Origin of the sequence: Pseudomonas sp. Tn43 (genome assembly GCF_014192635.1) — a bacterium.
Lineage (GTDB): Bacteria > Pseudomonadota > Gammaproteobacteria > Pseudomonadales > Pseudomonadaceae > Aquipseudomonas.
In genome coordinates this window covers 1-22143 of record NZ_JACHYG010000012.1, presented here as the reverse complement: position 1 = coordinate 22143, position 22143 = coordinate 1, and the positions used below count along the sequence as shown (strand labels likewise).

The window sequence follows — 22143 nt, the reverse complement described above, 5'->3', positions numbered from 1 at the left end:
GGCATCAATGAAAACGCCGCGATCAACTGATCGCGGCGTCGGCTTTCATACGAATGACATTGGCGGCGCTGGCTGAACCATCGAGCCAAAAGGACAACTCGGCGTACTGCTTGAACAGGTCCGGCGGCAGGATCGTTCGCCTGGATTGCAATTGGACCTTGGCCTTCACCTTATGCAGCCCCGAAAGGCCGAGGGCCTGATCGAATTCCGGTGCGTCGTAGGCCAAATGGTCGAAGTCATGTTCGAACCAGGGTTCGCCAATGAAATCGTAGACCAGGCGCATCACCCGCTCCGGCGCCTGGCTCAGCAGGTCGTAATCGATGATCAGCAACGAGTCGGCATGTTCGCCGTAATAGGCTTCCTTGAGGGCGGCCCAGGAAAACCCCACCAGCCGATTGCGCTGGGCCAGGGTTTCGCAGCGGCTATAGACCGTGTTGCGTTCGACCGCATCGCCGAACAGCTTGGTGTTTTCGAAGGGGTTGGCACGGTACAAGCGCTCGATGCTGTCCATGACCCAAGCGACATTGCGCACGCAGGCAATGATTTTGGCTTGAGGGAACAGATCGCTGATCGCCGGCAGGCGCGAACTCCACAGGCGGTTGGTGTCGAACACCACCGGTTTATCGGCCTTGTCGGCGTAGTAAGAGTCGAACAGGCCACGCAACAGACGGCGACGCAGGTCGGTGTCGATCACCGCACCGAATTCGCTGCCGGCGCTGCACTGTTCCAGAACACCGGAAAAGAGCGCACCCACGGGGCTGGTCATACCGGCATGAAAACGCGGATTCTGCAAAAGAATGGCAGAAAGAAGGGTCGAGCCTGAACGCGGCAAGCCGGAAATAAAGTGAAAGCGCTGCATCCATTCACCCGCCAGAAGTCCATTTGTATGACGAGCGTAGACCATGAATGGCCATACGACTAGTGGTGTTTTGATATCAAATCGGAGCTAAATCGACTGAAAAAGGTGATGCATATAACTGACTGAAAGATGAATCGATTAAGCCTTGGATGCGGCTTACCTCAGCACATATAAACGTGCCTTGGCGCCGCCCGCCCCGGTTTCACTCAGACGCTGCCAACCCTGTGGCAAAGTTCACATAGCTGACCATGACGCTGATCTGATCGTTGCTATCCACCGTGGCATTGTTCTTCAGCCCCACCAGCTCGATGCCGACAAACAGTACCAGCACAGCCAGCGCCACTACTTTGAAGTCCGCGTACAAACGATCGATGGCCAGCGCTACAAGCATCGGCAAGCCCAGGGCATAAGCGCTCAGGTAGCGCTCGATGAACACCGGGGCTATGAACGACACCGCAAATACCAGCAACAATGGGAGAACGGTATAGATCAGCGCCAGCGCACTGCCACGGAAAACACTGCGATCGCGCGTCAGCGCCACACCCGCCAAAGCCAGCAACGCCAGTGGCAGCGCGATAAAAATCAGCGTGGGCAAGTTCTCGCTATCGTCCTGGATCAGGAACGACCAGATCATCGAAGGTAATGAGCCGAGCGTGACGAACGCCTCCCATCCCCTGTCGCCATTGGCTTTGAGCTGATCCGTATGCTGTAGCAGATCGAACAGATTGGGCACCCACGGCAGGTACAACGCCACAATCGCCATATTGGCCAGCCACCAGCCAGAGCGCTGAATGTGCCGTAATCGATACCCTGGCTGCACGCGGATCAGTCCCAGATACAGCCAGTGACACAGCACGCAAAACGCTGTGAAGTAATGGGTGTAGAACGCCGCACTCATCAGCAGGGTATAAATCACCAGGTAGCGTGTGCGTTGCGGTCGCTTGATCCAATACATCAAGGCAATCGTGGCACCGATCAGCCACAGCCCCAGCCACGAATACATACGCACTTGCTGGCTGTAATGCACCGCCGTGGGCAGCAGCGCCAGCAGGACCCCGGCCAGCAACGCGGCACGGCGGGTAGCGAGCAAGTCCACCAACCAGACGCCAAGCCCCACCGTGACAATCCCCGGCAGCGCGCTCAGGCTGCGAATCGAAAAAATGCCATCTCCGAACAGGTCGACCCAGCCATGCAGCAGCATGAAATACAGGGGTGGATGCACACCATGGGCCGCGTGCTCCCAGATCCCGGCCAGGGAATATTGGCTCAGCAACAGGCTGGACCCTTCGTCGCCCCGGATCGCTGCCGTCGTCAGGTGGTAAAAACGCACCAGCGCGGCCAACATCAGAATCGACAGGAGCCAATGCTCCCGCGCCCATCGCAGCAAGCGACGGGCAGCCGCCCACGATCCCGGCATCGCATGCGGGTCCTGGGTATCGCCCAGCGGTGTTTCTCTGCGCGCCTCCATTGCCTTCCCTCTGCAACGGCCAAGTGAAAAACCGAAGCTTTCCCAGCACTGTAGGACAGGCGCGAGCCCGACGTCGATGCTGGCCTTGCGACGGACGACGTCCGGCAATCATTCCGATCAGCGTCTACGCTTTGGCGTGGCGTGAACCAGCCATGGAGATGAAAGGAGTCGGCTGATAGCGCGAACTGCCCGTAACCGGGCCTGCAACGTGACGCATCAGACACTAACCTGAGGGATGAGGAACCATGGAAGTATTCATCGGCACTATCCAGTCTTTCGCCTTTAACTTCGCCCCCAACGGCTGGGCCCTGTGCAACGGCCAGACGCTGAGCATCTCGCAATACAACACGGTTTTCGCACTGCTGGGAACCTACTACGGAGGCAATGGCACCACCAATTTCATGCTGCCCGACCTGCAGGGTCGCATGCCAGTCGCCATGGGCAACGGCTTGGGCCTGACCCCGCGGGTCATCGGCGAAGTCTCTGGCACCGAGAACGTCACCGCGACCATCAATAACCTGCCCAACCACACCCACGCTCTGTCCGGGCTCACTGCCACCACTACCCTGCAATTGGCCAGCCCGGCGAGTAATCCGGTCACCAACCCGACCGCAACCAACTCGTACATCGGCGCCTCGAGCGGCGGGCCGGGCTCGGCGAGTATCTACTCCGATCAGCAAGGCGCCGCAGCCGTGCCGCTCAAGGGCGTAGCCACGACGGTGACGGGAGAAATCTCGTCCGCCGGCAACGGCTTGCCCATGGCGGTGATGAACCCGTTCCTGGTGCTCAACTTCAGCATCGCCCTGAGCGGTCTTTTCCCTTCGCGTAACTGAGGGTCTGGCCGGGGGTTCAAATCCTCCGGCCACTTTGCTTATGGAGTGATGCCATGCTGCAACAGGTTCAAAGCCGCCATTTTCAGGCACTGCTGGGCAAAACGGGGACGCTGCGGCTGCCCGATGGCAGTGAATTGCCGATCCATATCGAAACCCTTGCAGAAACGCCCCGCTCACAGCTGCCCAACAGCGAGCGCAAGCCGTTCAGCGTCGAGTTCACTAGCCTGCAACCCACTGATTTTGTCGATGGCTTGTGTGTGATGGAGTTGCCGGAACTGGGTCAGGTAGAAGGTATTTTTGTGTCGCGAGTGCCAGCCATGGGGCGTGATCCGCAACGGGGGTATTTCTACATCGCGTTCAACTGAGAACTTTGTGGGAGCGGGTTTGTGGCGAGGGGGCTTGCCCCCGTTGGGCCGCGCAGCGGACCCAGGATCTGCGAGCGCTGCGCACTCGAACGGGGGCAAGCCCCCTCGCCACACAAGGCGCACCCACAGTTGATCGGCGGTGGGTTCAACCCTGTGGGTACCACACCAACCGCTCCGCCGCCGGATTGCGTTCTTCAATCTGAAACCCCAGCGCCAGGTAATGCTGGCGAGCATGGGGGTTATTGGCCCAGACCACCGTCGCCACCGGGCAGCGAATTTGCTGCGCAGCTTTTTGTACGCCTTGCAGCACCGTCCGACCGTACCCCTTGCCGCGGGCCTGGGGGATAAACGCCAGGTACAGCACGCGAATTTCGTTGGGGCCGAAGTCGGTGGTCAGTGCGCCGATGGCTGTGTCGAGTTTCTCGATCACGTAATGCATCGCATTGGGAAAGTTCTCCCCCAGCCCTTGTTCCTGCACCCTGAATTGCTGGGCGACCACCTGCTCAACCACTTCCTGCTCACCGTCGATCCATTGCAGATCCGGCCGCGCCGCTTGATAAAGGCTGTGCAGAAAAGGGCTATCGCTGGTTCGCGAAGGCCGGACCACCAGGCCGTCCGCGGCCACTGAATCAATATTCGCCATCGCTGTTCTCCCTTAAAAACCGCTTTCCCTGACCCCCAACGCGGCCAGGCGCCGCCAGGCGACTCCCAATAACGACTCGCCACTGCCCTGCAACACCACAATGCCGCGCAACGGCTGCACCGGCGTCGGGGTATTTTCCAGAAGGCTCAACCGCGCGCCGTACTGCGCCTGCACCGGCTCGGCGCGCTGATGCTGATCGCGGCGCACGGCAATCGGCCCGTGGTGATCGGAGGTCAGCGCTTGCTGATCGACATAAGCCACGCCGTTGGTGTCAATTTCGCTCAATTGCACGGCGATCGCCGGGTGCATCGGATCGTCGGCGATGAACCGTCCGCTGGCTCCCGGGGCGACACGCCAGAGTTCGGCTTCGGCCAGATAACCGCGCAACCGCGCGCCGTCTTCAACCACCCGCGCCAAAGGATCTTTGGTCGAAAGCCAGCGGCCGACGCTTAACTGTGGCAACAGATCGCGCACCTTGCCACCGTGGGGCGCGCGCAGCAGCAGGCGTTCGCGCTGAGCGGCCAGGCCGCGATATTCGGCCACGGCTTCGGCCAGGCGCTGCTCGACGATTCCGGCGTCGGCGGCAGTTTCGCTACGGCCGGCCTGGCGACGCATCTGTAATTGCTGAATCTGGATTTCACGACGGACGATGGCCTGGCGTGAATCCAGATCCGGGGACTCCAGTTCGATCAGCACCTCACCTTGAGCGACGATCTGGCCATCATGCACGTTCACCGTTTTGATCCGCGCCGCCACCGGCGCGTGCAGAGCGCTGGCGCGTCCGGCCTCAAGCATCGTCGGCAACTCCACCGCGCTGCGCCATGGCAACGCCAACAGCAGCAACAGCCCAAGCAACGTCAGACCGCTGAGCAGTACCCTAGGCGCATGCGCCTGTTCGCGACGGCTCCACCATTGCCGCCACTCACTCAGGATCGGCAGGAAGATGAACCACACCAGTTCCACCAGCATCAGGAAAATCCCCAACACTTTGAAGAACAGGTGGTAGACCGCCAGCGCAATGCCGAAAAACAGCACCGCCCGCCACAGCCACGCGCCATACCCCCAGAGCAACAAACGCCGCTGCATCTTCGGCGACCACGGCTCCGGCGCCGGGGCTGCGTAGCCGAATAAAACCTCGCGCAGCCGCCAGCGGCACAAGGCAAAGGCCCGCCCCTGAAGGTTGTCCACTTCCCAGAAATCACTGAGCAAGAAGTAGCCGTCGAAACGCATGAACGGGTTGAGGTTGATCACCAGTGTGGTGATCCAGGTCGCACTGGCGAGCATGAACGCCGCCGTGCGTCCGGGGCCGTCAGGCAACAGGGACCAGGCCAGCAGCGCAATACACGCCAACACCAGTTCCGCCAGCACCCCGCCGGCACCGATCAGCAACCGCGCACGGCGATCATTGACGCGCCAGGCATCGCTGACGTCCGTGTAAAACATCGGCAGCAGCACCATGAACGCCACGCCCATGCTCTGCACTCGACAACCGGCACGCTTGGCCATGAAGGCGTGACCGAACTCGTGGCACAGCTTGGCGAAAAACAGCGCCACAGCGAACGCCAAGGCACCGCCGAGGCTGAACAGGTGCGGAAAGGTGGCGATAAACCGCTGCCAGTCCCGCGATACCAGAAACACCCCGAGCCCCAGCGTCACGGGTAATCCGTAGCGCAATGCACGCGGGCCGAAACGCTCCAGCCACGGCCAGGCGCGATTGAGAAAGGCGTCCGGGCGCCACAGCGGAATCCGGAAAAACAAGTATTGGTGCAGCAGGATTTGCCACAGGCTCTGGCGCTGGGCCGCGGCCTTCAGGCTGTAACTGGCGCGCTGCGACGGGTCGAGAGCGCTGATCAGGTCGTGGCCGCGCAAAAACGCCAGCAATTGCTCAAGCGCCACGTCATCCAGTGGCAGCCCCGGTTCGCGGTTGGCGGCACGCAGCACGTGTTCCGGATCGCCCAGGGACCAATGGCGCAGCAGGCGCATCGCCGCCGCACCGAGTTTGAAATAGCGCCCGCGCACCGGGTCGGCCAGGGTCCAGCGCGGCGACCCGTCGAGGGCCGGAGCCGCCGTCGACAATTGCAGGTCTGCCCGCAGGCTCGGCAAATTCATCTACAGGCCCACGCTCTGACGCAACGCGGCCAGCGGTCGACGCAACAGGTACAACGCCAATGGCGCACGGTCGCCGAAGACTTTCGCGGTGCCGCGCAGGCCGATGCGTGGCGGCGCAGCCTCGAACGTCGCATCCAGCCGATAAGCCAGTTGCCCGGCCGCGGTGGGCTGTGCTTCGTAGGCCGAACGTTCGAGTTTGGCCAAGTGCCGCTGCAGCGGATCGCTGTCGAGAAACAGCGCGACTTGTGCGCCCGGTTCCAGGGCAATTGCATCGCCCACGGCCAACTCGATGCGCAACTCGGCCTGGTTCGGGTCGGCGATCTCCATCAGCCGCTCGCCGGTTTGCACCGGTTTGCCGGTCCAGCGCTCGGCGTCGGCAAACACCGCGATACCGTCCCGCTCGGCGCGTACTTCGCTGCGTTTGAGCAGCTCCCGGGCGTAATCCCGTTCGGCGCGCTTTTGCTCGACTCGCGCCGCCAGCAGATCGATTTTCGAACTGGATTCGGCATCGGCGAAGGAGCGTTGGGAATTGGCCTTGAGTTCCGCTTCGGCAACGCCCAGGGCGCGCCCGGCCACATCGGCCTGAGCCTTGAGCGTGGTGCTTTCGAAGCGCAGCAGCAGGTCGCCGGTTTTTACCGTCTGGTTAGGTTTGACGAGGAATTCGGCGATCACGCCGTCCAGCGGCGCCGCGACCACCCGACCGCCCAATGGGACGACTTCGGCCGGGGCCAACACTGATTGGCGCACCGGGATCAATAGCCCGAGCAACAACACGGCAACCAGCGCCATCTGACGCTTGCGCGTCCAGCGCAACCGCCAGGGTTTGCGCGGTTGCTGCGCGAGCCAGGCATGGCTGTAGGTGTCGCCCAGTTGCGACAACAGCACTTGTTCGGAAGGGTTCCACGGCACATCCCGCGCCAGCCACAGGCCGCCGAACACCTCGCCCTGAGGATCGATCAGCGGCAGCCAGAACACCTGAGCGGCTGACAGGCTTTGCCAATCGGCCAGAATCGATTCGCTGAGAAGATCGGGCGCAATCACCCGCGCCTGTTTCAACACATCAAGCTTGAACAGCTGCGCGACAGCTTGTTCGACAAACGCCACGAACGGCGCATTCGGGTCCACGGCACTGACGCCCGTCACCGCCTGCACTTTGCCGGCAATCAACAGCGCGGCATGGCGGAAACCGAACAGCGCCTGGCCGTCGTTGACCAGGCTGTAAGCCAGTTGCGAAGGCGTGCGCGCGGCGCGGGTCTGGCGTTCGAGATCGAGAAACCTGGCGAACACCTGCTCGGCGCCGCCGGTCACCGGGGCGTTCATTTGAACTCCGCGAAATGCGCCGTTCCGCTCATGCCGGCCAACAGACCGTTGGCATTGGGCAACGCCGCCACCAGCAGCAAGGTCTGGCTGCCTTCGTCGATTCGAGCGCCCAGGCGTTTGACCGTGGCATCCAGCGGCTGACCGGTTTCATCGGGGACAAAACTGAAGGTCTGGCCGGGCTTGAGCTTGCCCATCCAGCGCGACGGCACCAACAGGTGAATTTCCAGGGTGCGGTTATCGACCACGTCCAGCAGCGGCGCGCCGGCGGCAACGCTTTCATAGCGCTTGACCTTGCGCTCGACGACCTGACCATCGAATGGCGCCACCACGCTGCAGCGTTTGACCTGAACCTGATAGACCTGAGACTGCGCCTGAGTCTCGCTGACCTTTGCTTCGGCCCGCGCCACTTCAAAGCGCCCGACCGAATTTAACGCCGCCAGTTGTTTGTTGTGCGCCAGTTCTTCACCCGCACCACGGCTGGCGGCCTGAGCCGCATTGAGTTGAGCCTGATAAGCCGAACAGTCAAACCGCGCCAGGGTGTCGCCCTTTTTGAACGACTCGCCTTCACTGAACGGCAACTCGACAATGCGTCCCGACAACTCGCTGGCCAGCACCGCCTGATCCCGGGCTCGCAGCACACCACGGGCTTCACTGCCGGCCGACGCATTCGCGCCAACCGCGCTGTTTTCCAGCAGCGGATCATCTGGCGCAGGCGTTTGCGCCTGTACTACGCACGTTACAAAGGTCAATCCCGCAACCCAAACACGAAAACGCCGCATAACCGTAACTCCCTGACGGATGAGCGGAGTCTACGACAGCGGGGGTGAGCGTCAAGCTCGCCCACAGTGATCTTCAATGGAAGCGGACTATGTGTTCGACACAGAACCCTGTGGGAGCGGGCTTGCTCGCGATGGCGCCAGATCAGTCACCGCAAAACTCAGCGCTGCATCCCCCACCGCTTCACCGTCACCCGCTCCAACGTATCAAACACCAGATTCTCCACCAGCAACCCAATCAGGATCACCACCGCCAACCCGGCAAACACCTTGTCGGTGTACAGCTCATTACGATTCTGGAAGATGTACCAACCCAAACCGCCCTTGCCGCTGGTCGCGCCAAACACCAACTCAGCAGCGATCAGCGTACGCCAGGCGAAGGCCCAGCCGATTTTCAGCCCGGCAAGAATCGACGGCAGTGCAGCCGGAATCAGGATGAACAACACGAAACGCATGCCCTTGAGGCCGTAATTACGCCCGGCCATGCGCAAGGTTTCCGAGACACCGAGAAACCCGGCATAGGTGTTCAAAGCCAACGCCCAGAGCACCGAATGCACCAGTACAAAAATCAGGCTGTTCTGCCCCAGGCCAAACCACAGCAGCGCCAAGGGCAACAGCGCAATCGCGGGCAATGGGTTGAACATCGAGGTCAGCGTACTCAGCAGATCGCGACCGAACCGGGTCGACACCGCCAGTGTCGTCAGGACAAACGCCAGAACGATGCCGATCAGGTAACCCTTGAGCAAAACAACCAGCGAAATCCACACCTTGCCCAGCAGTTCGCCACTGAGCAGGCCGTCCTGCAGTGCGCTGGCGGTTTGCAAAAAGCTCGGCAGCAGCAGGTCGTTATTCTGGTAACGGGCGACGGCCTCCCAAAGCACCGCGAGCAAAATCAGGATCAGGCTTTTACGTAGCCAGCCTTGCTGCCAGAGACGCTGGCCGAGCGGCAATTCACGCTCCAGCGGTACGCTGGTCAGCGGCTGCAAAACAGTTTCGTACTCTTTACGCGCAGATGATGAATGGCTCATCGGGCAATCCTCCAATGGCTCAATAAGCGATGCGAATGTCGGCGAAATCCAGCGCACGCTCGGTTTCCGCCGACTGACCTTCATCGAACAACAGCCGATGAATCCGCCGCGCCGATTCCTGGAACGCCACGCCACCCAAACTGTGCAAGTCGTATTGATGACTGTGGACTTCCGCCCGCACCCGACCCGGATGGGGCGACAGCAGCAAGATCCGATTGCCCACCACCAACGCTTCTTCGATGGAGTGAGTGACGAACAGCAGCGTGAAACGCACCTCTTCCCAGAGCAGCAACAACTCTTCCTGCATCTTGCGTCGGGTCAGCGCATCAAGGGCCGCGAAGGGCTCGTCCATCAACAGGATCTTCGGCTGCATGGCCAAGGCGCGAGCAATGGCCACGCGAGCTTTCATGCCACCAGACAAGGTATGCGGGTAGGCATCGGCAAACGCCGCCAGACCGACCTTGTCCAGATAGTGCAGCGCCCGCTCCTCAGCCTCTTTGCGTTTGAGGGTTCTGGAAGCGAGCAGCGCAAACATCACGTTCTGTTTGACGGTCTTCCACGGTGGCAGTTGATCGAACTCCTGGAACACCACGATCCGGTCTGGCCCAGGCGCATCGACCCGCTGGCCTTGCAGGCGAATCTCACCCTCACAGGGCGGGATGAACCCGGCAACGGCTTTGAGCAACGTCGACTTGCCGCACCCCGAAGGACCGAGCAGCACAAAGCGATCCGCCGAATCGATCTCGAAACTGACCTGATGGGTCGCTCGAACCACCCGCGCAGGCGTGCGGTATTCCAGGCTGACCTGGTCGACCGACAGCAGCGCTTGAGCTGCCGTGATCGGTTTGCTGGCCGTGTGGCCTTGCAAAGGGGCGTTCATATCGGTCAGCTCCCTTGCAGCGGTGTGGTGTCCTGGAAGAAGTAATCCTTCCACGAATCCGGCTTGTTTTTGATCGCGCCAACGCGATAGAGGAACTCGGCCAACGGGTAGGTATTTTTCGGTGTGATGCTGAACTCGAACTGCGGGTTGTCGATGATTTTCAGCAACGCCGCACGATCGATTTTGGCCTTGGTGACGCGGATATAAGTGTCGGCCGCCGCACCTTTATCGTTCTGCGCAAACTCGGCCGCTTCGGTCAGTGCGGCGATGAAGGCTTTGTAGGTTTTCGGGTTTTCGTTGCGGAATTTCTCGGTGGCGAACAGCACGGTCGGCGAGTTCGGACCCAGCAAGTCATAGGTGTTCAGCACCACATGCACGTTAGGGTTTTGCAGCGCCTGATCCTGGAACGGCGGGTTGGAGAAATGCCCGCTCAACTCGGTACCGCCAGCGATCAGTGCCGCGGTGGCATCCGGGTGCGGAACGGCGATGGTGTACTTGTCGAGGCGATTGAATTCCTTGTCGCCCCATTGCTTGGCCGCCGCGTATTGCAGGAAGCGCGACTGCACCGAGACCCCAACCGCCGGCACCGCAATGCGGTCCTTTTCGGTGAAGTCGGCGATGGTTTTGACCTTGGGATTATTGCTCACCAGGTAGTAAGGGAAGTTGCCCAGGGAGGCCACGGCTTTGACGTTTTGCTTGCCGTGAGTGCGGTCCCAAATGGTCAGCAGCGGGCCGACGCCGGCTCCGGCAATGTCGATGGAACCGGAGAGCAACGCATCATTGACCGCTGAGCCGCCGGAGAGCTGGGTCCAGTCGACCTTGATGTCGATGCCTTCCTGCTTGCCGTACTTCTCGATCAGGTTCTGATCGCGCACCACGTTGAGCAGCAGATACACGATGCCGAACTGTTCGGCGATACGAATTTCACCTTCGGCGTGAGCCACAGTCGGCGCTACCAGGCTGCCGGCGAGCAGACTGAAACCCAGGCCAATGGCCGCAGCCAAGGGTGCAAATGGAAGACGTTTGGACATGGGAATTCTCCGAAATCAGAAAGGCGCGTCGCCCTGGATGGTGGTGCGATACAACTTGCGGCGCAGATGGCTGGGGCATCCGGCGGCGAGGTGAATCAGCGAACGGTTGTCCCAAAACACCAGGTCGTGGGCCTGCCATTGATGGCGGTAAATGTTTTGGGGCAGCACGCTGTGGGCGTAGAGCTCGTCGAGCAATTGTTGGCTCTCGTCTTCCGGCAAACCGACGATGCGGGTGGTGAAGCCCTCGCTGACGAACAACGCCTTGCGCCCGTTTTCCGGGTGGGTGCGGACGATGGGGTGAACCACTTCGGCAACCTGAGCGAGTTGCCCCGGCGTCAGGGTCGGGCGCCAATTGCCTTCGAATTTGCTCTCGCTGTAGCGCGCGGTATAGGAATGCGCGGCCGAGCGCCCTTTGACCGCTTTGCGCAGTGCTTCGGGCAGGCTGTCCCAGGCTTTGTGCATGTCGGCGAACAGCGTGTCGCCACCTTCGGACGGCAGCTCTTGGGCATGCAGCATCGAGCCCAGGCTCGGCAGTTCTTTATAAGACAAATCCGAATGCCAGAACTTGCCGGCATCACCAAGACCGATGGATTGGCCATTTTCGATGATGTTGGAAACGATGAGGATTTCCGGATGCCCGGCCAGCAGGAACTGCTTGAGCACATGGATCTGCAACACACCGAAACGGCGGCTGAAGGCGATCTGCTGTTCGGGGGTAATGCGCTGATCGCGGAACACCACCACGTGATGATCCAGGTGCGCGCGATGGACGCGGGCGAAGTCCCGGTCGTTGATCGGGCGGGACAGGTCCAGGCCGATGATTTCGGCACCGACGGCGCCGCTGAACGGGCGGATTTCGAAGGGCTGTGACGCAATGGCGGCGACGCTGGTTGACACAGGCTTTGGAGAAAAAGAGACAACTGACATAAAAATCACTCCCACGCACAGCGCGCTCAAGGGCGCGCATCGATCAGAAACTCACGGAGGCCCCGTGTTGGTTCGTGTCGTGCGGCGCGCCGATTGGTCGGCAGGTACGCAGGGGAGTGACTTTATAGGTATAAGAATTGAAATTTAAATACCGTTAGTGAATAACGATATGGCTTTTGAAGTGCAGCGTCTTTGAGGCCGTCTTCGCGGGCAAGCCTCGCTCCTACAGAAGCCCGCGTCCCTGTAGGAGCGAGGCTTACCCGCGAAGAGGCCATCAGCCCCAACCGAGAATCACCGCTCGTGCAACGCCTCGGCACGCGCCCGAATAATCGGCTTGAGCAAATAACTGAGCACGGTCTTCTTGCCGGTAATGATATCCACCGACGCCACCATCCCCGGGATGATCAGCAACGGCTTTTCATCCGTTCCGAGGTGGCTGCGCTCGGTGCGCAGCTTGATGATGTAGTACGTGGTCTTCTTGTCTTCGTCGGTGATGGTGTCGGCGCCGATCTGCTCCAGCTTGGCTTTCAGGCCGCCGTAAATGGTGTAGTCGTAAGCCGTGAATTTCACTGTGGCGTCCTGCCCCGGATGCAGGAACGCGATGTCTTGCGGACGGATCTTGGCTTCTACCAGCAAGGTGTCATCCAGTGGCACGATTTCCACCAGATCGCTGCCCGGCTGGATCACGCCGCCGATGGTGTTCACCAGCAACTTGTTGACGATGCCGCGCACCGGCGATGTCACCAGCGTCCGGCTAACCCGGTCTTCCAGGGCCTTGCCAGTGGCTTGGGCCTTGTTCAGGTCAGTGCGTGCTTCGTTGAGTTGGGTCAGGGCTTCACTGCGGAATTTGCCGCGAGTTTCGTCGATCTTGCGCTGCACTTCCTTGATCGCCGATTCGGCCCGAGGAATCGCCAGGGTGGTGGCGTCCAGTTGGCCACGGGTTTCAACCTCGGCGCGCTTGAGTCGCAGAACCTCCACCGGCGACACCGCGCCCTGAGCCACCAATGGCTCGGACATGTTGATTTCCTGACGTTGCAGCGACAACGCGTTGCGATACTGAGACTGTTTGGAGGTGAACTCGCGCAGCTCTTGTTGACGCTGGATCAACTGCTCCTTCAAACCGCCGATTTCATCGTGCAGTTGCTGACGACGACTGATGTACAGCGATTCTTCACTGGCGGCCTGGACGGGAACAGCCTTGAGCACATCGGCGGGGAAATTCAGCGCACGGTCATCGACCTCGGCGCTCAAGCGCTCCACACGCAGCAACATCGACAGCCGATCGGCTTCGGTTTCACCGACATTGGAGGCAAACCGTGTGTCGTCCAGACGAATCAGCGGCGCGCCGGCCTCGACGATCTGCCCTTCGGTGACGAACAGCTCGGAGACGATACCGCCCTCAAGGTTCTGGATTTTCTGGATTTTCGATGACGGAATCGCCTTGCCATCGCCCTTGGTCACTTCATCGACCACCGCGAAATGGGCCCAAAGCATCAGGAACACGAAGAAGCCGATGATCGCCCAGATCGTCAACCGCACCACGCGCGGGGCGTCTTCGATCAGCGCTTTGTTGACCTCGGGAAGGGGCTGGCCTTGCAGCGATGCGGAGCCTTTGAAGTAGCGGCGGATGGAATCTTTGACCCCGGACTTAAGCAACACTGATCTGCCCCTTCTTCAACGCTTCCATCACGGCGGCTTTCGGCCCATCGGCGAGTATCTGCCCACGGTCGATCACCAACAGACGATCCACCAGCGACAACAGCGAAGCCCGGTGCGTCACCAGCACCACGGTCTTGTTTTCAATCACCGCAGCGAGGCGTTGCTTGAGGCGTTCTTCGCCGGTGTTGTCCATGGCGCTGGTGGGTTCGTCCAGCAACAGGATTGGCGGGTTGAGCAGCAGTGCTCGGGCCAGGGCGACATTCTGGCGTTGACCGCCGGACAGGTTCTGCCCACGTTCACCGACTTGCAGTTCATATCCTTGCGGATGCAGGCGGGCGAACTCGTGGACGCCGGCCAGTTCCGCCGCTTGCAACACCAGTTCGTCTTCAACATAGCGCGCGCCCGACACCAGATTGTCGCGCAGGGTACCGGCGAGCAACTGGATGTCCTGGGGCACGTAGCCGATGTTGTGGCGCAATTCGCTGACGTCGATCTGACGGATATCCACACCATCCACCAGGAGCGCGCCGTCGTCCGGCTGATAGAGGCCCACCAGCAGTTTGGCCAGGGAGCTTTTGCCCGAGCCGCTACGGCCAATGATGCCGATCTTCTCACCGGGCTTGATGATCAGGTTGATGTTCTTCAGCGCGGGGTTCTGCTGATCCGGGTAAGTGAAGTTCAACTGACGGCATTCAATGGCGCCTTGCAGCACCTTGCGGCTGAGTGGACGCTCATCGAAATTGCGCTCCTGGGGCAGCTCCATCATTTGATCGACCGAAGTCATGGTCACACGCGCCTGCTGATAGCGGGTCAGCAGGCCGGACAACGAAGCCAATGGGCTGAGGGCACGACCACTGAGCATGTAGCACGCGATCAAGCCGCCCATGCTCAGGTGGCCGTCGATGATCTGATACACACCGAAGACGATCATGATCACCCCGGCCAGTTGCTGGATCAGCAAGGTGATGTTCATCGCCAGACCGGACAGCATTTTCACCCGCAGCTCGAGGCGGCTGAGGGTGCCGATGGTTTGCTCCCATTGATACTGGCGTTCACTTTCGGCATTGTTGACCTTCACCGCATCGAGGCCGGCGAGGGTTTCGATCAGGCTCGACTGGCGCTCGGCACCCAGGGCCATGGTTCGTTCCATGGTCGCCACCAGCGGTTTTTGCAAGGCATAACCGATCAGCAAGGCAATCGGAAACGCCAGCACCGGAATCCACACCAGATGCCCGCCCAGAATGGCGATGACCATGAAGATCAGCAGCGTAAACGGCAGGTCGATCAGGCTGGTGAGGGTCAGCGACGCGAGAAAGTCCCGCAGGCTCTGAAATTCATGGATGTTCTGGGCGAAGCTGCCGACACGGGCCGGACGGTATTTCATGGCCATACCGACGATGCGCTCGAACAGCGTCGCCGAAATAATCAGGTCGGTTTTCTTGCCGGCCAGGTCCAGGCACAAGCTGCGCAGACTCTTGAGGATCAGGTCGAACAGATAAGCGCCCGTGATGCCGATGGCCAGGACCCACAGGGTCGACTCGGCCTGGTTCGGCACCACGCGGTCGTAGACATTCATCACGAACAGCGGCGCGGCCATGGCGATGATGTTGATCAGAAAACTGGCGGCGATGGCGTCGGCGTACAGCCAGCGCGAACGCTTGAGGGTGTCGCGAAACCACGAACGCGCGCGCGGGATCAGCGTGCCGTGGTTAACGTCGAATTTATGTTGGGGTTGGGCGAAGAAGACTTTGCCGCTGTAATCGTCGGCCAGCAGTTCACGGCTGACACAAACTTCCCCACCATCGCTTTCGCTCAGCAGCAGGCGGGCCTGATCTTCACCGTGCCAGCCGAGCAGCACTGCGCTGCGACCGTCCTTGAGCAGCAACAGCGCTGGCATGGCAATCGCCGGAATCTGCTCCAGCTTGCGTTGCAACACCCGCCCTTGCAGCCCGGCGCGAGCGGCCGCGCGGGGCAGCAGTTCGACACTCAGGCGTTGTTTGGGTAACGGCAGGCCGGTGGTCAGCATCGCAGCGCTGGCCGGTTTCTGGTGCAAAGTGCAAAGGGCTAGCAGGCCGTCCAGTAACGGATCGTCATGCAGCGCGCGCGGATCATGAATGAGTTGAACTCCACTGACTTCTGATTCCACGCTCGACACTCTTGGCTAACGATTGAAATGGGGCAGGACTCAATTCATCCCGGGCAGCTGAACCTTGGGTTTCACATCGTTTTGCACAACGGATGCCAACGGTGCGACCACGCCCTGACTTTTGAGCAATTGGCCCATGGTCGCCTTGATTCGGTACTGAGTAAATAACTGAATGTTTTTGATCTCGGCCAAGCGACGGGAAGCGCTGAACAGCTCGTTTTCACTGTCGAGCAGGTCGAGCAAAGTACGTTCGCCGAGGCTGAACTGCTTCTGATACGCACTGCGCACGCTGGCGCTGCGATCGACATATTGCTGGGCGATCGGCACTTGGGCGTTGGCGTTGTTCAAGGCATTCCAGGCCAGGCCCAGCTCTTCGTTCAATACACGCAGAGCATTGTTGCGAATATCCAGCGCCTGGTTCGACAGGTAGGACTTGGATTCCAGATCAGCCTTGTTGCTGCCACCGGCGAACAAATTGAAGCGCATGCGCAGCATGGCTTGCCATTCATTGTTGTGACCATTCTGACCGTCAATATCGTTATCGGCGCTGCGGCCCAGTTCGGCATCGAAGCGCGGGTAGAAGCTCGACTTGGCAGCTTCGTACTGCTTCTCGGCGGCGGCGATATCGGATTCGGCTGAACGCAGGATCGGGCTGTTTTCCAACATCTGCGCCCGCGCTTCATTCAGGTTGGCCGGCAACAGCGCCATGAAATCGGCGGGCCGCTCCAGTTGATCGGGCATCTGGCCGACGGCGCTGAGGAAGTTGGTTTCGGCATCGGCCAGGTTGGTCTGTTCGGTGATCAGGTTGTTGCGGGCCTGGGCCAGGCGCGCGTCAGCCTGATCGAGGTCGGCGCCGCTGCCCACACCGCGCTGGGTGCGCAACTTGATCTGGTCAAGAATCCGCTCGTGGCTTTTCAGATTATCTTCGGCCAAGCGCACGAATTCGCGGCGAGTCAATACATCGAGATAGACCTGAGCGACGGTCAGCCCGGTACGTTCCGAGGTGCCCAGCAAGGAATAAGCGCGGGAATTAACGGTGGCTTGTTGACGCCCCACTTCGCTTGACGTCGCAAAACCGTCAAATACCATCTGTGACAGACGTAAATTTGACTCGCTACGGTTCAGCGTTTCCCAGTGGTTGCTGTTGCCAGCGGCGCGGGTGGTGACGCTATCAGTGCCTTCGCGACCGTAACCACCCAGCAGATCGACCCTTGGCAAGTATCCACCTTTGGCGGCCTTTAACTGATAATCCGCGGCCAATCGGCTGTTAACCCCTGCCTGAATTTCCGGATGGACATCCAGCGCCTGCTGCATGGCCTGGGGGAGGCTTTGCGCCTGAACAAAGCTGGCGGCAAGGGCGAAAGGTAGAGCCTTGAACAGGTGCAAACGCATAGTTGGAATTTCCCGGGACTTCTTGTCTTGAATCACTGCAGAACGTGGCGCTGCATCGGATGATGGCAACCGGAATGACCGTATGTCGGAAAGTTCAAAATCGGAACTGGCTCACACGTTGCAGGACAGGTCGCCGCTTAAATATCAATGTGACATTACAGGGACGATTGTTTAGGATGGCACCCATAAGGTCAATAGTTTGGCATAAAGTTAATTTCGAAAAAATATAGCCAATTTATTGGCGATTAACGCGTCAAACTTATGTACCGAATACCTTGAAAGTACGTCCAGCCCCGATCGACGATCACGCCGAGCGGTTCATGGAAGTCAACTGAACGTGACACCCGGAGAGTCTTCAATGAGCAGTGTTGTTGCCATCGTCAAAAGCATTGTTGGTCAGGTTTTCGCGGTGTCGCCAGAAGGCATCCGCCGTGTACTCGTTGAAGGCGACCGTTTGTTGGTCGGCGATCAGGTTGACACCGGTGCCGCCGGCGCCATTACGCTGGAACTGGCTGATGGCCGGACCCTGGACCTGGGCCGCGACACTCAGTGGAGCGGCAGCGATCCGGATTCCAGCACCGACCTTGCACAAGCCACTGCACAAGCCGCGCCATCGGTTGACGAATTGCAACAAGCCATCGCCGCCGGTGTCGACCCGACCACCGCTCTTGAAGCCACCGCGGCCGGCCCTGCGGCTGCGAGCGGGGGCGGCTCTATCGGTGGTGGCCACAGCTTTGTGACGCTGGAAGCAACCGCGGCCCGGGTCGACCCGACTATCGGCTTCCCGACTGAAGGCCTCGCCACGGCTGTATTGGCAACACAGGACACCCCCGGCGGCCAGACTGTCGATACCAGCGCCAATATCCTGCGCGAGTCGACCCTGAGCCTGAGCGCCACGCCGACCATCACTGAAGCCGGTGGCGTGCTGGTTTACACCGCGACCCTGACCGAAGCGCCGCTGACGGACCTGATCATCACCCTGTCCAACGGTTCGGTCATCGTCATCGCAGCCGGCCAAACTACGGGCACCGTCAACGTTCCGCTGGCCCCGAACGACACGGTTTATAACGACTCGACCCAGATCAACGTGACCGTCACCGGCACCACGGGCGGCAGCGGTATCGTGGTCACCCCGCCGACCGGTCCGGCCGTGACCCAGGTTACCGACACTGTCGACACCACCACCGTCACCCTTTCAGCGGGTTCGACCGTCACGGAAGGCGGGCAGATCACCTACACCGCAACGTTGACCAACCCGGCGCAGACGCCGGTCACCGTCACCTTGTCCAACGGTTCGACCATCACCATCGCTGCGGGCAACACCACCGGCAGCGTCAATGTTCCGACGCCGGCCAATGACGTTTTTAACAATGGCAGCACCGTCAGCACTACGATTACCGGCGTGGCGGGTGGCAACTTCGAGAGTCTGGTGCCCAATCCGGCTCCAGCCATAACGACTATCACTGATTCGATCGACACCACCACCGTCACGCTGACAGCGGGTTCGACCGTCACTGAAGGCGGTCAGATCACCTACACCGCGACCCTGACCAACCCGGCGCAGACGCCGGTCACCGTCACCTTGTCCAACGGTTCGACCATCACCATCGATGCCGGCCAGACCACCGGCAGCGTGAACGTTCCGACGCCGGCCAATGACGTTTACAACAATGGCAGCACCGTCAGCACCACCATCTCGGGAACTACCGGCGGCAACTTCGAGAATCTGGTGCCGAACCCGACTCCGGCGGTCACCACCATTACCGATTCGGTCGACGACACTGGCCTGACCTTGTCCGCTACCGGCAGCGTCACAGAAGGCGGCCCGATCACTTACACCGCCACGTTGACCAACCCGGCGCAGACGCCGGTCACCGTGACCCTGTCCAACGGTTCGACCATCACCATCGAAGCCGGTAAATCCACCGGTTCCGTGAACGTCGACACCCCGGCCAATGACGTCTACAACAACGGCAGCACCATCAGCACTACGATCACCGGCGCTGCCGGCGGCAACTTCGAGAACCTGGTACCAAGCACCACGCCGGCAGTCACCACCATCACCGACTCGATCGACAATACCGGCTTGAGCCTCAGCGCCACTGGCACCGTCGTCGAAGGCGGCCAGATCACCTACACCGCCACCCTGACCAACCCGGCCGGCACGCCGATGACCGTGACCTTGAGCAATGGCTCGGTCATTACCATCGAAGCGGGCAAGACCACCGGTAGCGTGACTGTCGATACCGCGGCCAACGACGTCTACAACAATGGCAGCACCGTCAGCACTACGATCACCGGCACCGCCGGAGGCAATTTCGAGCAACTGACCCCGAGCACCGAGCCAGCGCTCACCAACATTACCGACTCGAAAGATGACACCGGCCTGAGCCTGTCGGCGTCCACCGAAGTGGCCGAAGGTGGTCAGATTCTGTACACAGCGACCTTGACCCATCCGGCCGGTACGCCGGTGACTGTGACCTTGAGCAACGGCGCGATCATTACCATCGCGGCTGGCGCGACCACCGGCAGCGTGAGCGTCGATGCGCCTGCCGATGATGTTTATAAAGATGCCGGCAAGGTTGAAGTGACCATTACGGACACCGCAGGTGGCAACTTTGAGAACCTGGTGACAGACCCGGGGGCTGCGGTTACCGAGGTGACTGATACCCTCGAAACTTCGACGGTCAATCTGACGGCGACGTCCACCGTCGCTGAAGGCGGCACCGTGGTTTACACCGCGTCCGTCAACGCACCGGTCACCGGTTCGCCCGTCGTCGTCACCCTGTCCAACGGCCAGACCATCACCATTCCGGTTGGCTCGAGCAGCGGCTCTGTCAACTTCGTTGCGCCAAACGATGCCCTGACCGGTGGCGGTTCCCTGAGCGTCAAGATCGACGGCGCCACCGGCGGCAACTACGAGAAGCTGGAGGTCGATGGCAAATCGGCGGACACCTTGGTGACCGACACCGCTGACACCACCACCCTCAGCCTGAGCGCTACCGATTCGGTCGCCGAAGGCGGCTCCATCGTCTATACCGCGACCTTGACCAATGCGGCCGGGACGCCGGTCACTGTCACCCTGAGCAACGGCGCGATTATCACCATCGCGGCCGGTGCGACTACCGGTTCCGTAACCGTCGATGCGCCAAAAGACGACGTCTACAAAGACGCCGGCCAAGTTGAAGTGACCATCAAGGACGCCGCGGGCGGAAACTTCGAAAACCTGGCGACCAACCCAGCGGCGGCGGTCACCGAGGTGACCGATACCCTCGACACTTCGACGGTCAACCTGACCGCGACGTCTACCGTCGCCGAAGGCGGTACCGTGGTTTACACCGCGTCCGTGACTTCGCCTGTCACCGGCTCGCCTGTCGTTGTCACCCTGTCGAACGGCCAAACCATCACCATCCCGGTCGGCTCGAGCAGCGGCTCTGTCAACTTCGTTGCGCCAAACGATGCCCTGACCGGTGGCGGTTCCCTGAGCGTCAAGATCGACGGTGCCACCGGCGGCAACTACGAGAAGCTGGAAGTCGACGGCAAGTCGGCGGATACCTCGGTCACTGACACTGCGGATACCACCACCCTGTCGCTGACCGCGACCGGTGCTGTGGACGAAGGTGGCCAGATCACTTACACCGCCACCCTGACCAATGCCGCCGGGACTCCGGTGACCATCACGCTGAGCAATGGCGCCGTGATCACCATCGAAGCAGGTAAAACCACCGGCTCCATGACCATCGATGCACCGAAGGACGACGTCTACAAAGATGCCGGTACCGTCGAAGCAACGATCAAAAGCGCGACCGGTGGCAACTTCGAGAATCTGGTCACCAGCGACACCCCAGCGGTGACCACTGTCAATGACACCCTCAATACCAGCACCGTTTCGCTGAGTGCCACTTCGAGTATCGCTGAAGGCGGGACCGTGGTTTACACCGCCTCGGTCTCTGCTCCAGTGACCGGCTCGCCGGTGGTTGTGACCCTGTCCAACGGCCAGACTATTACCATCCCGGTCGGCTCGAGCAGCGGTTCCGTCAACTTCGTTGCGCCAAACGATGCATTGGCGGGCGGCAGTTCGCTGAGCGTCAAGATTGACGGCGCCACCGGCGGCAACTTCGAGAAGCTGGAGGTCGACGGCAAGTCGGCCGACACCTCGGTGACCGACACCGCTGACACCACCACCCTGTCACTGACGGCGACCGGCACCGTGGATGAGGGCGGCCAGATCACCTACACCGCGACCCTGACCAATGCGGCTGGGACTCCGGTGACCGTCACGCTGAGCAACGGCGCCGTGATCACCATCGAAGCAGGCAAAACCACCGGCTCCGTGACCATCGATGCACCGAAAGACGACGTCTACAAAGACACCGGCACCGTCGAAGCGACGATCAAAGGCGCGACCGGCGGCAACTTCGAAAACCTGGTCGCCAGTGAGACACCGGCGGTGACCACCGTCAATGACACCCTCGACATCAGCACCGTTTCGCTGACCGCCACTTCGAGTGTCGCTGAAGGCGGCACCGTGGTTTACACCGCCTCCGTGACTTCGCCAGTCACCGGTTCGCCGGTGGTTGTGACCCTGTCGAACGGCCAGACCATCACCATTCCGGTCGGCTCGAGCAGCGCCAGCGTCAACTTCACCGCGCCGAACGATGCCCTGACCGGTGGCGGTTCACTGAGCGTCAAGATCGACGGCGCCAC

15 protein-coding genes and 1 pseudogene are annotated in these 22143 nt (G+C 60.7%); 3 read left to right on the top strand and 13 right to left on the bottom strand.

Features of this window, described 5'->3' with window-relative positions; translation table 11 throughout:
• Positions 1–22: 22 nt before the first annotated feature.
• On the bottom strand, positions 23–859 hold the full coding sequence (locus FHW68_RS23300; RefSeq protein WP_183683322.1) for a sulfotransferase: 837 nt from the start codon (positions 857–859) through the stop codon (positions 23–25).
• Positions 860–1091: 232 nt separating this feature from the next.
• Positions 1092–2327, bottom strand: a pseudogene (locus tag FHW68_RS23295) (glycosyltransferase family 39 protein); the annotation flags it as partial.
• Between the two features lie 245 nt (positions 2328–2572).
• Between FHW68_RS23295 and FHW68_RS23290 the strand changes: the two are divergent.
• Positions 2573–3160 carry a phage tail protein gene (locus FHW68_RS23290; RefSeq protein ID WP_095631000.1) on the top strand — a complete coding sequence of 196 codons (588 nt, stop codon included), beginning with the start codon at positions 2573–2575 and terminating at the stop codon, positions 3158–3160.
• 53 nt (positions 3161–3213) lie between these two features.
• Positions 3214–3525, top strand: a complete 312-nt coding sequence (locus tag FHW68_RS23285; protein WP_183683320.1) for a DUF6916 family protein — start codon at positions 3214–3216, stop codon at positions 3523–3525.
• 145 nt (positions 3526–3670) lie between these two features.
• Here FHW68_RS23285 and FHW68_RS23280 read toward each other — a convergent pair whose 3' ends face one another.
• The 11 genes from FHW68_RS23280 to FHW68_RS23230 all read right to left on the bottom strand — a co-directional run bounded on the left by FHW68_RS23280 (position 3671) and on the right by FHW68_RS23230 (position 17436).
• Positions 3671–4168, bottom strand: coding sequence for a GNAT family N-acetyltransferase (locus FHW68_RS23280; RefSeq protein ID WP_183683318.1), 498 nt, complete (start codon positions 4166–4168; stop codon positions 3671–3673).
• 12 nt (positions 4169–4180) lie between these two features.
• Positions 4181–6277 carry a biotin/lipoyl-binding protein gene (locus tag FHW68_RS23275; RefSeq protein ID WP_183683316.1) on the bottom strand — a complete coding sequence of 699 codons (2097 nt, stop codon included), beginning with the start codon at positions 6275–6277 and terminating at the stop codon, positions 4181–4183.
• Positions 6278–7597, bottom strand: a complete 1320-nt coding sequence (locus tag FHW68_RS23270) for an efflux RND transporter periplasmic adaptor subunit (RefSeq protein WP_183683314.1) — start codon at positions 7595–7597, stop codon at positions 6278–6280.
• Positions 7594–8376, bottom strand: coding sequence for an efflux RND transporter periplasmic adaptor subunit (locus FHW68_RS23265; RefSeq protein ID WP_095631005.1), 783 nt, complete (start codon positions 8374–8376; stop codon positions 7594–7596). The genes FHW68_RS23270 and FHW68_RS23265 overlap by 4 nt, the downstream gene beginning before the upstream one ends.
• A 158-nt stretch (positions 8377–8534) precedes the next feature.
• Positions 8535–9401, bottom strand: coding sequence for an ABC transporter permease (locus FHW68_RS23260; protein ID WP_007906397.1), 867 nt, complete (start codon positions 9399–9401; stop codon positions 8535–8537).
• A 19-nt stretch (positions 9402–9420) separates the two neighbouring features.
• Complete coding sequence (locus FHW68_RS23255) at positions 9421–10281, bottom strand: ABC transporter ATP-binding protein (RefSeq protein WP_183683312.1); 861 nt, start codon at positions 10279–10281, stop codon at positions 9421–9423.
• 5 nt (positions 10282–10286) lie between these two features.
• Positions 10287–11312 carry an ABC transporter substrate-binding protein gene (locus FHW68_RS23250; protein WP_183683310.1) on the bottom strand — a complete coding sequence of 342 codons (1026 nt, stop codon included), beginning with the start codon at positions 11310–11312 and terminating at the stop codon, positions 10287–10289.
• Positions 11313–11327: 15 nt separating this feature from the next.
• Positions 11328–12239 (bottom strand): TauD/TfdA family dioxygenase, encoded by a 912-nt coding sequence (locus tag FHW68_RS23245; RefSeq protein WP_183683308.1) that lies wholly within the window; start codon positions 12237–12239, stop codon positions 11328–11330.
• Between the two features lie 291 nt (positions 12240–12530).
• The gene (locus FHW68_RS23240) at positions 12531–13898 is read right to left on the bottom strand and encodes an HlyD family type I secretion periplasmic adaptor subunit (RefSeq protein WP_095631009.1); all 1368 of its coding nucleotides are present in this window, start codon (positions 13896–13898) and stop codon (positions 12531–12533) included.
• On the bottom strand, positions 13888–16044 hold the full coding sequence (locus FHW68_RS23235) for a type I secretion system permease/ATPase (protein ID WP_095631010.1): 2157 nt from the start codon (positions 16042–16044) through the stop codon (positions 13888–13890). Before FHW68_RS23235 ends, FHW68_RS23240 begins: the two co-directional genes overlap by 11 nt.
• 39 nt (positions 16045–16083) lie before the next feature.
• Positions 16084–17436 (bottom strand): TolC family outer membrane protein, encoded by a 1353-nt coding sequence (locus FHW68_RS23230; RefSeq protein ID WP_095631011.1) that lies wholly within the window; start codon positions 17434–17436, stop codon positions 16084–16086.
• Between the two features lie 358 nt (positions 17437–17794).
• Between FHW68_RS23230 and FHW68_RS23225 the strand changes: the two genes are divergently transcribed.
• A partial coding sequence (locus FHW68_RS23225; RefSeq protein WP_183683306.1) for a retention module-containing protein occupies positions 17795–22143 on the top strand: 4349 nt, incomplete at its 3' end.

Coding starts and splice junctions, on each gene's coding strand:
- FHW68_RS23300 (WP_183683322.1), bottom strand. CDS start 859: ATGCAGCGCTTTCACTTTATTTCCGGCTTGCCGCGTTCAGGCTCGACC.
- FHW68_RS23290 (WP_095631000.1), top strand. CDS start 2,573: ATGGAAGTATTCATCGGCACTATCCAGTCTTTCGCCTTTAACTTCGCC.
- FHW68_RS23285 (WP_183683320.1), top strand. CDS start 3,214: ATGCTGCAACAGGTTCAAAGCCGCCATTTTCAGGCACTGCTGGGCAAA.
- FHW68_RS23280 (WP_183683318.1), bottom strand. CDS start 4,168: ATGGCGAATATTGATTCAGTGGCCGCGGACGGCCTGGTGGTCCGGCCT.
- FHW68_RS23275 (WP_183683316.1), bottom strand. CDS start 6,277: ATGAATTTGCCGAGCCTGCGGGCAGACCTGCAATTGTCGACGGCGGCT.
- FHW68_RS23270 (WP_183683314.1), bottom strand. CDS start 7,597: ATGAACGCCCCGGTGACCGGCGGCGCCGAGCAGGTGTTCGCCAGGTTT.
- FHW68_RS23265 (WP_095631005.1), bottom strand. CDS start 8,376: ATGCGGCGTTTTCGTGTTTGGGTTGCGGGATTGACCTTTGTAACGTGC.
- FHW68_RS23260 (WP_007906397.1), bottom strand. CDS start 9,401: ATGAGCCATTCATCATCTGCGCGTAAAGAGTACGAAACTGTTTTGCAG.
- FHW68_RS23255 (WP_183683312.1), bottom strand. CDS start 10,281: ATGAACGCCCCTTTGCAAGGCCACACGGCCAGCAAACCGATCACGGCA.
- FHW68_RS23250 (WP_183683310.1), bottom strand. CDS start 11,312: ATGTCCAAACGTCTTCCATTTGCACCCTTGGCTGCGGCCATTGGCCTG.
- FHW68_RS23245 (WP_183683308.1), bottom strand. CDS start 12,239: ATGTCAGTTGTCTCTTTTTCTCCAAAGCCTGTGTCAACCAGCGTCGCC.
- FHW68_RS23230 (WP_095631011.1), bottom strand. CDS start 17,436: ATGCGTTTGCACCTGTTCAAGGCTCTACCTTTCGCCCTTGCCGCCAGC.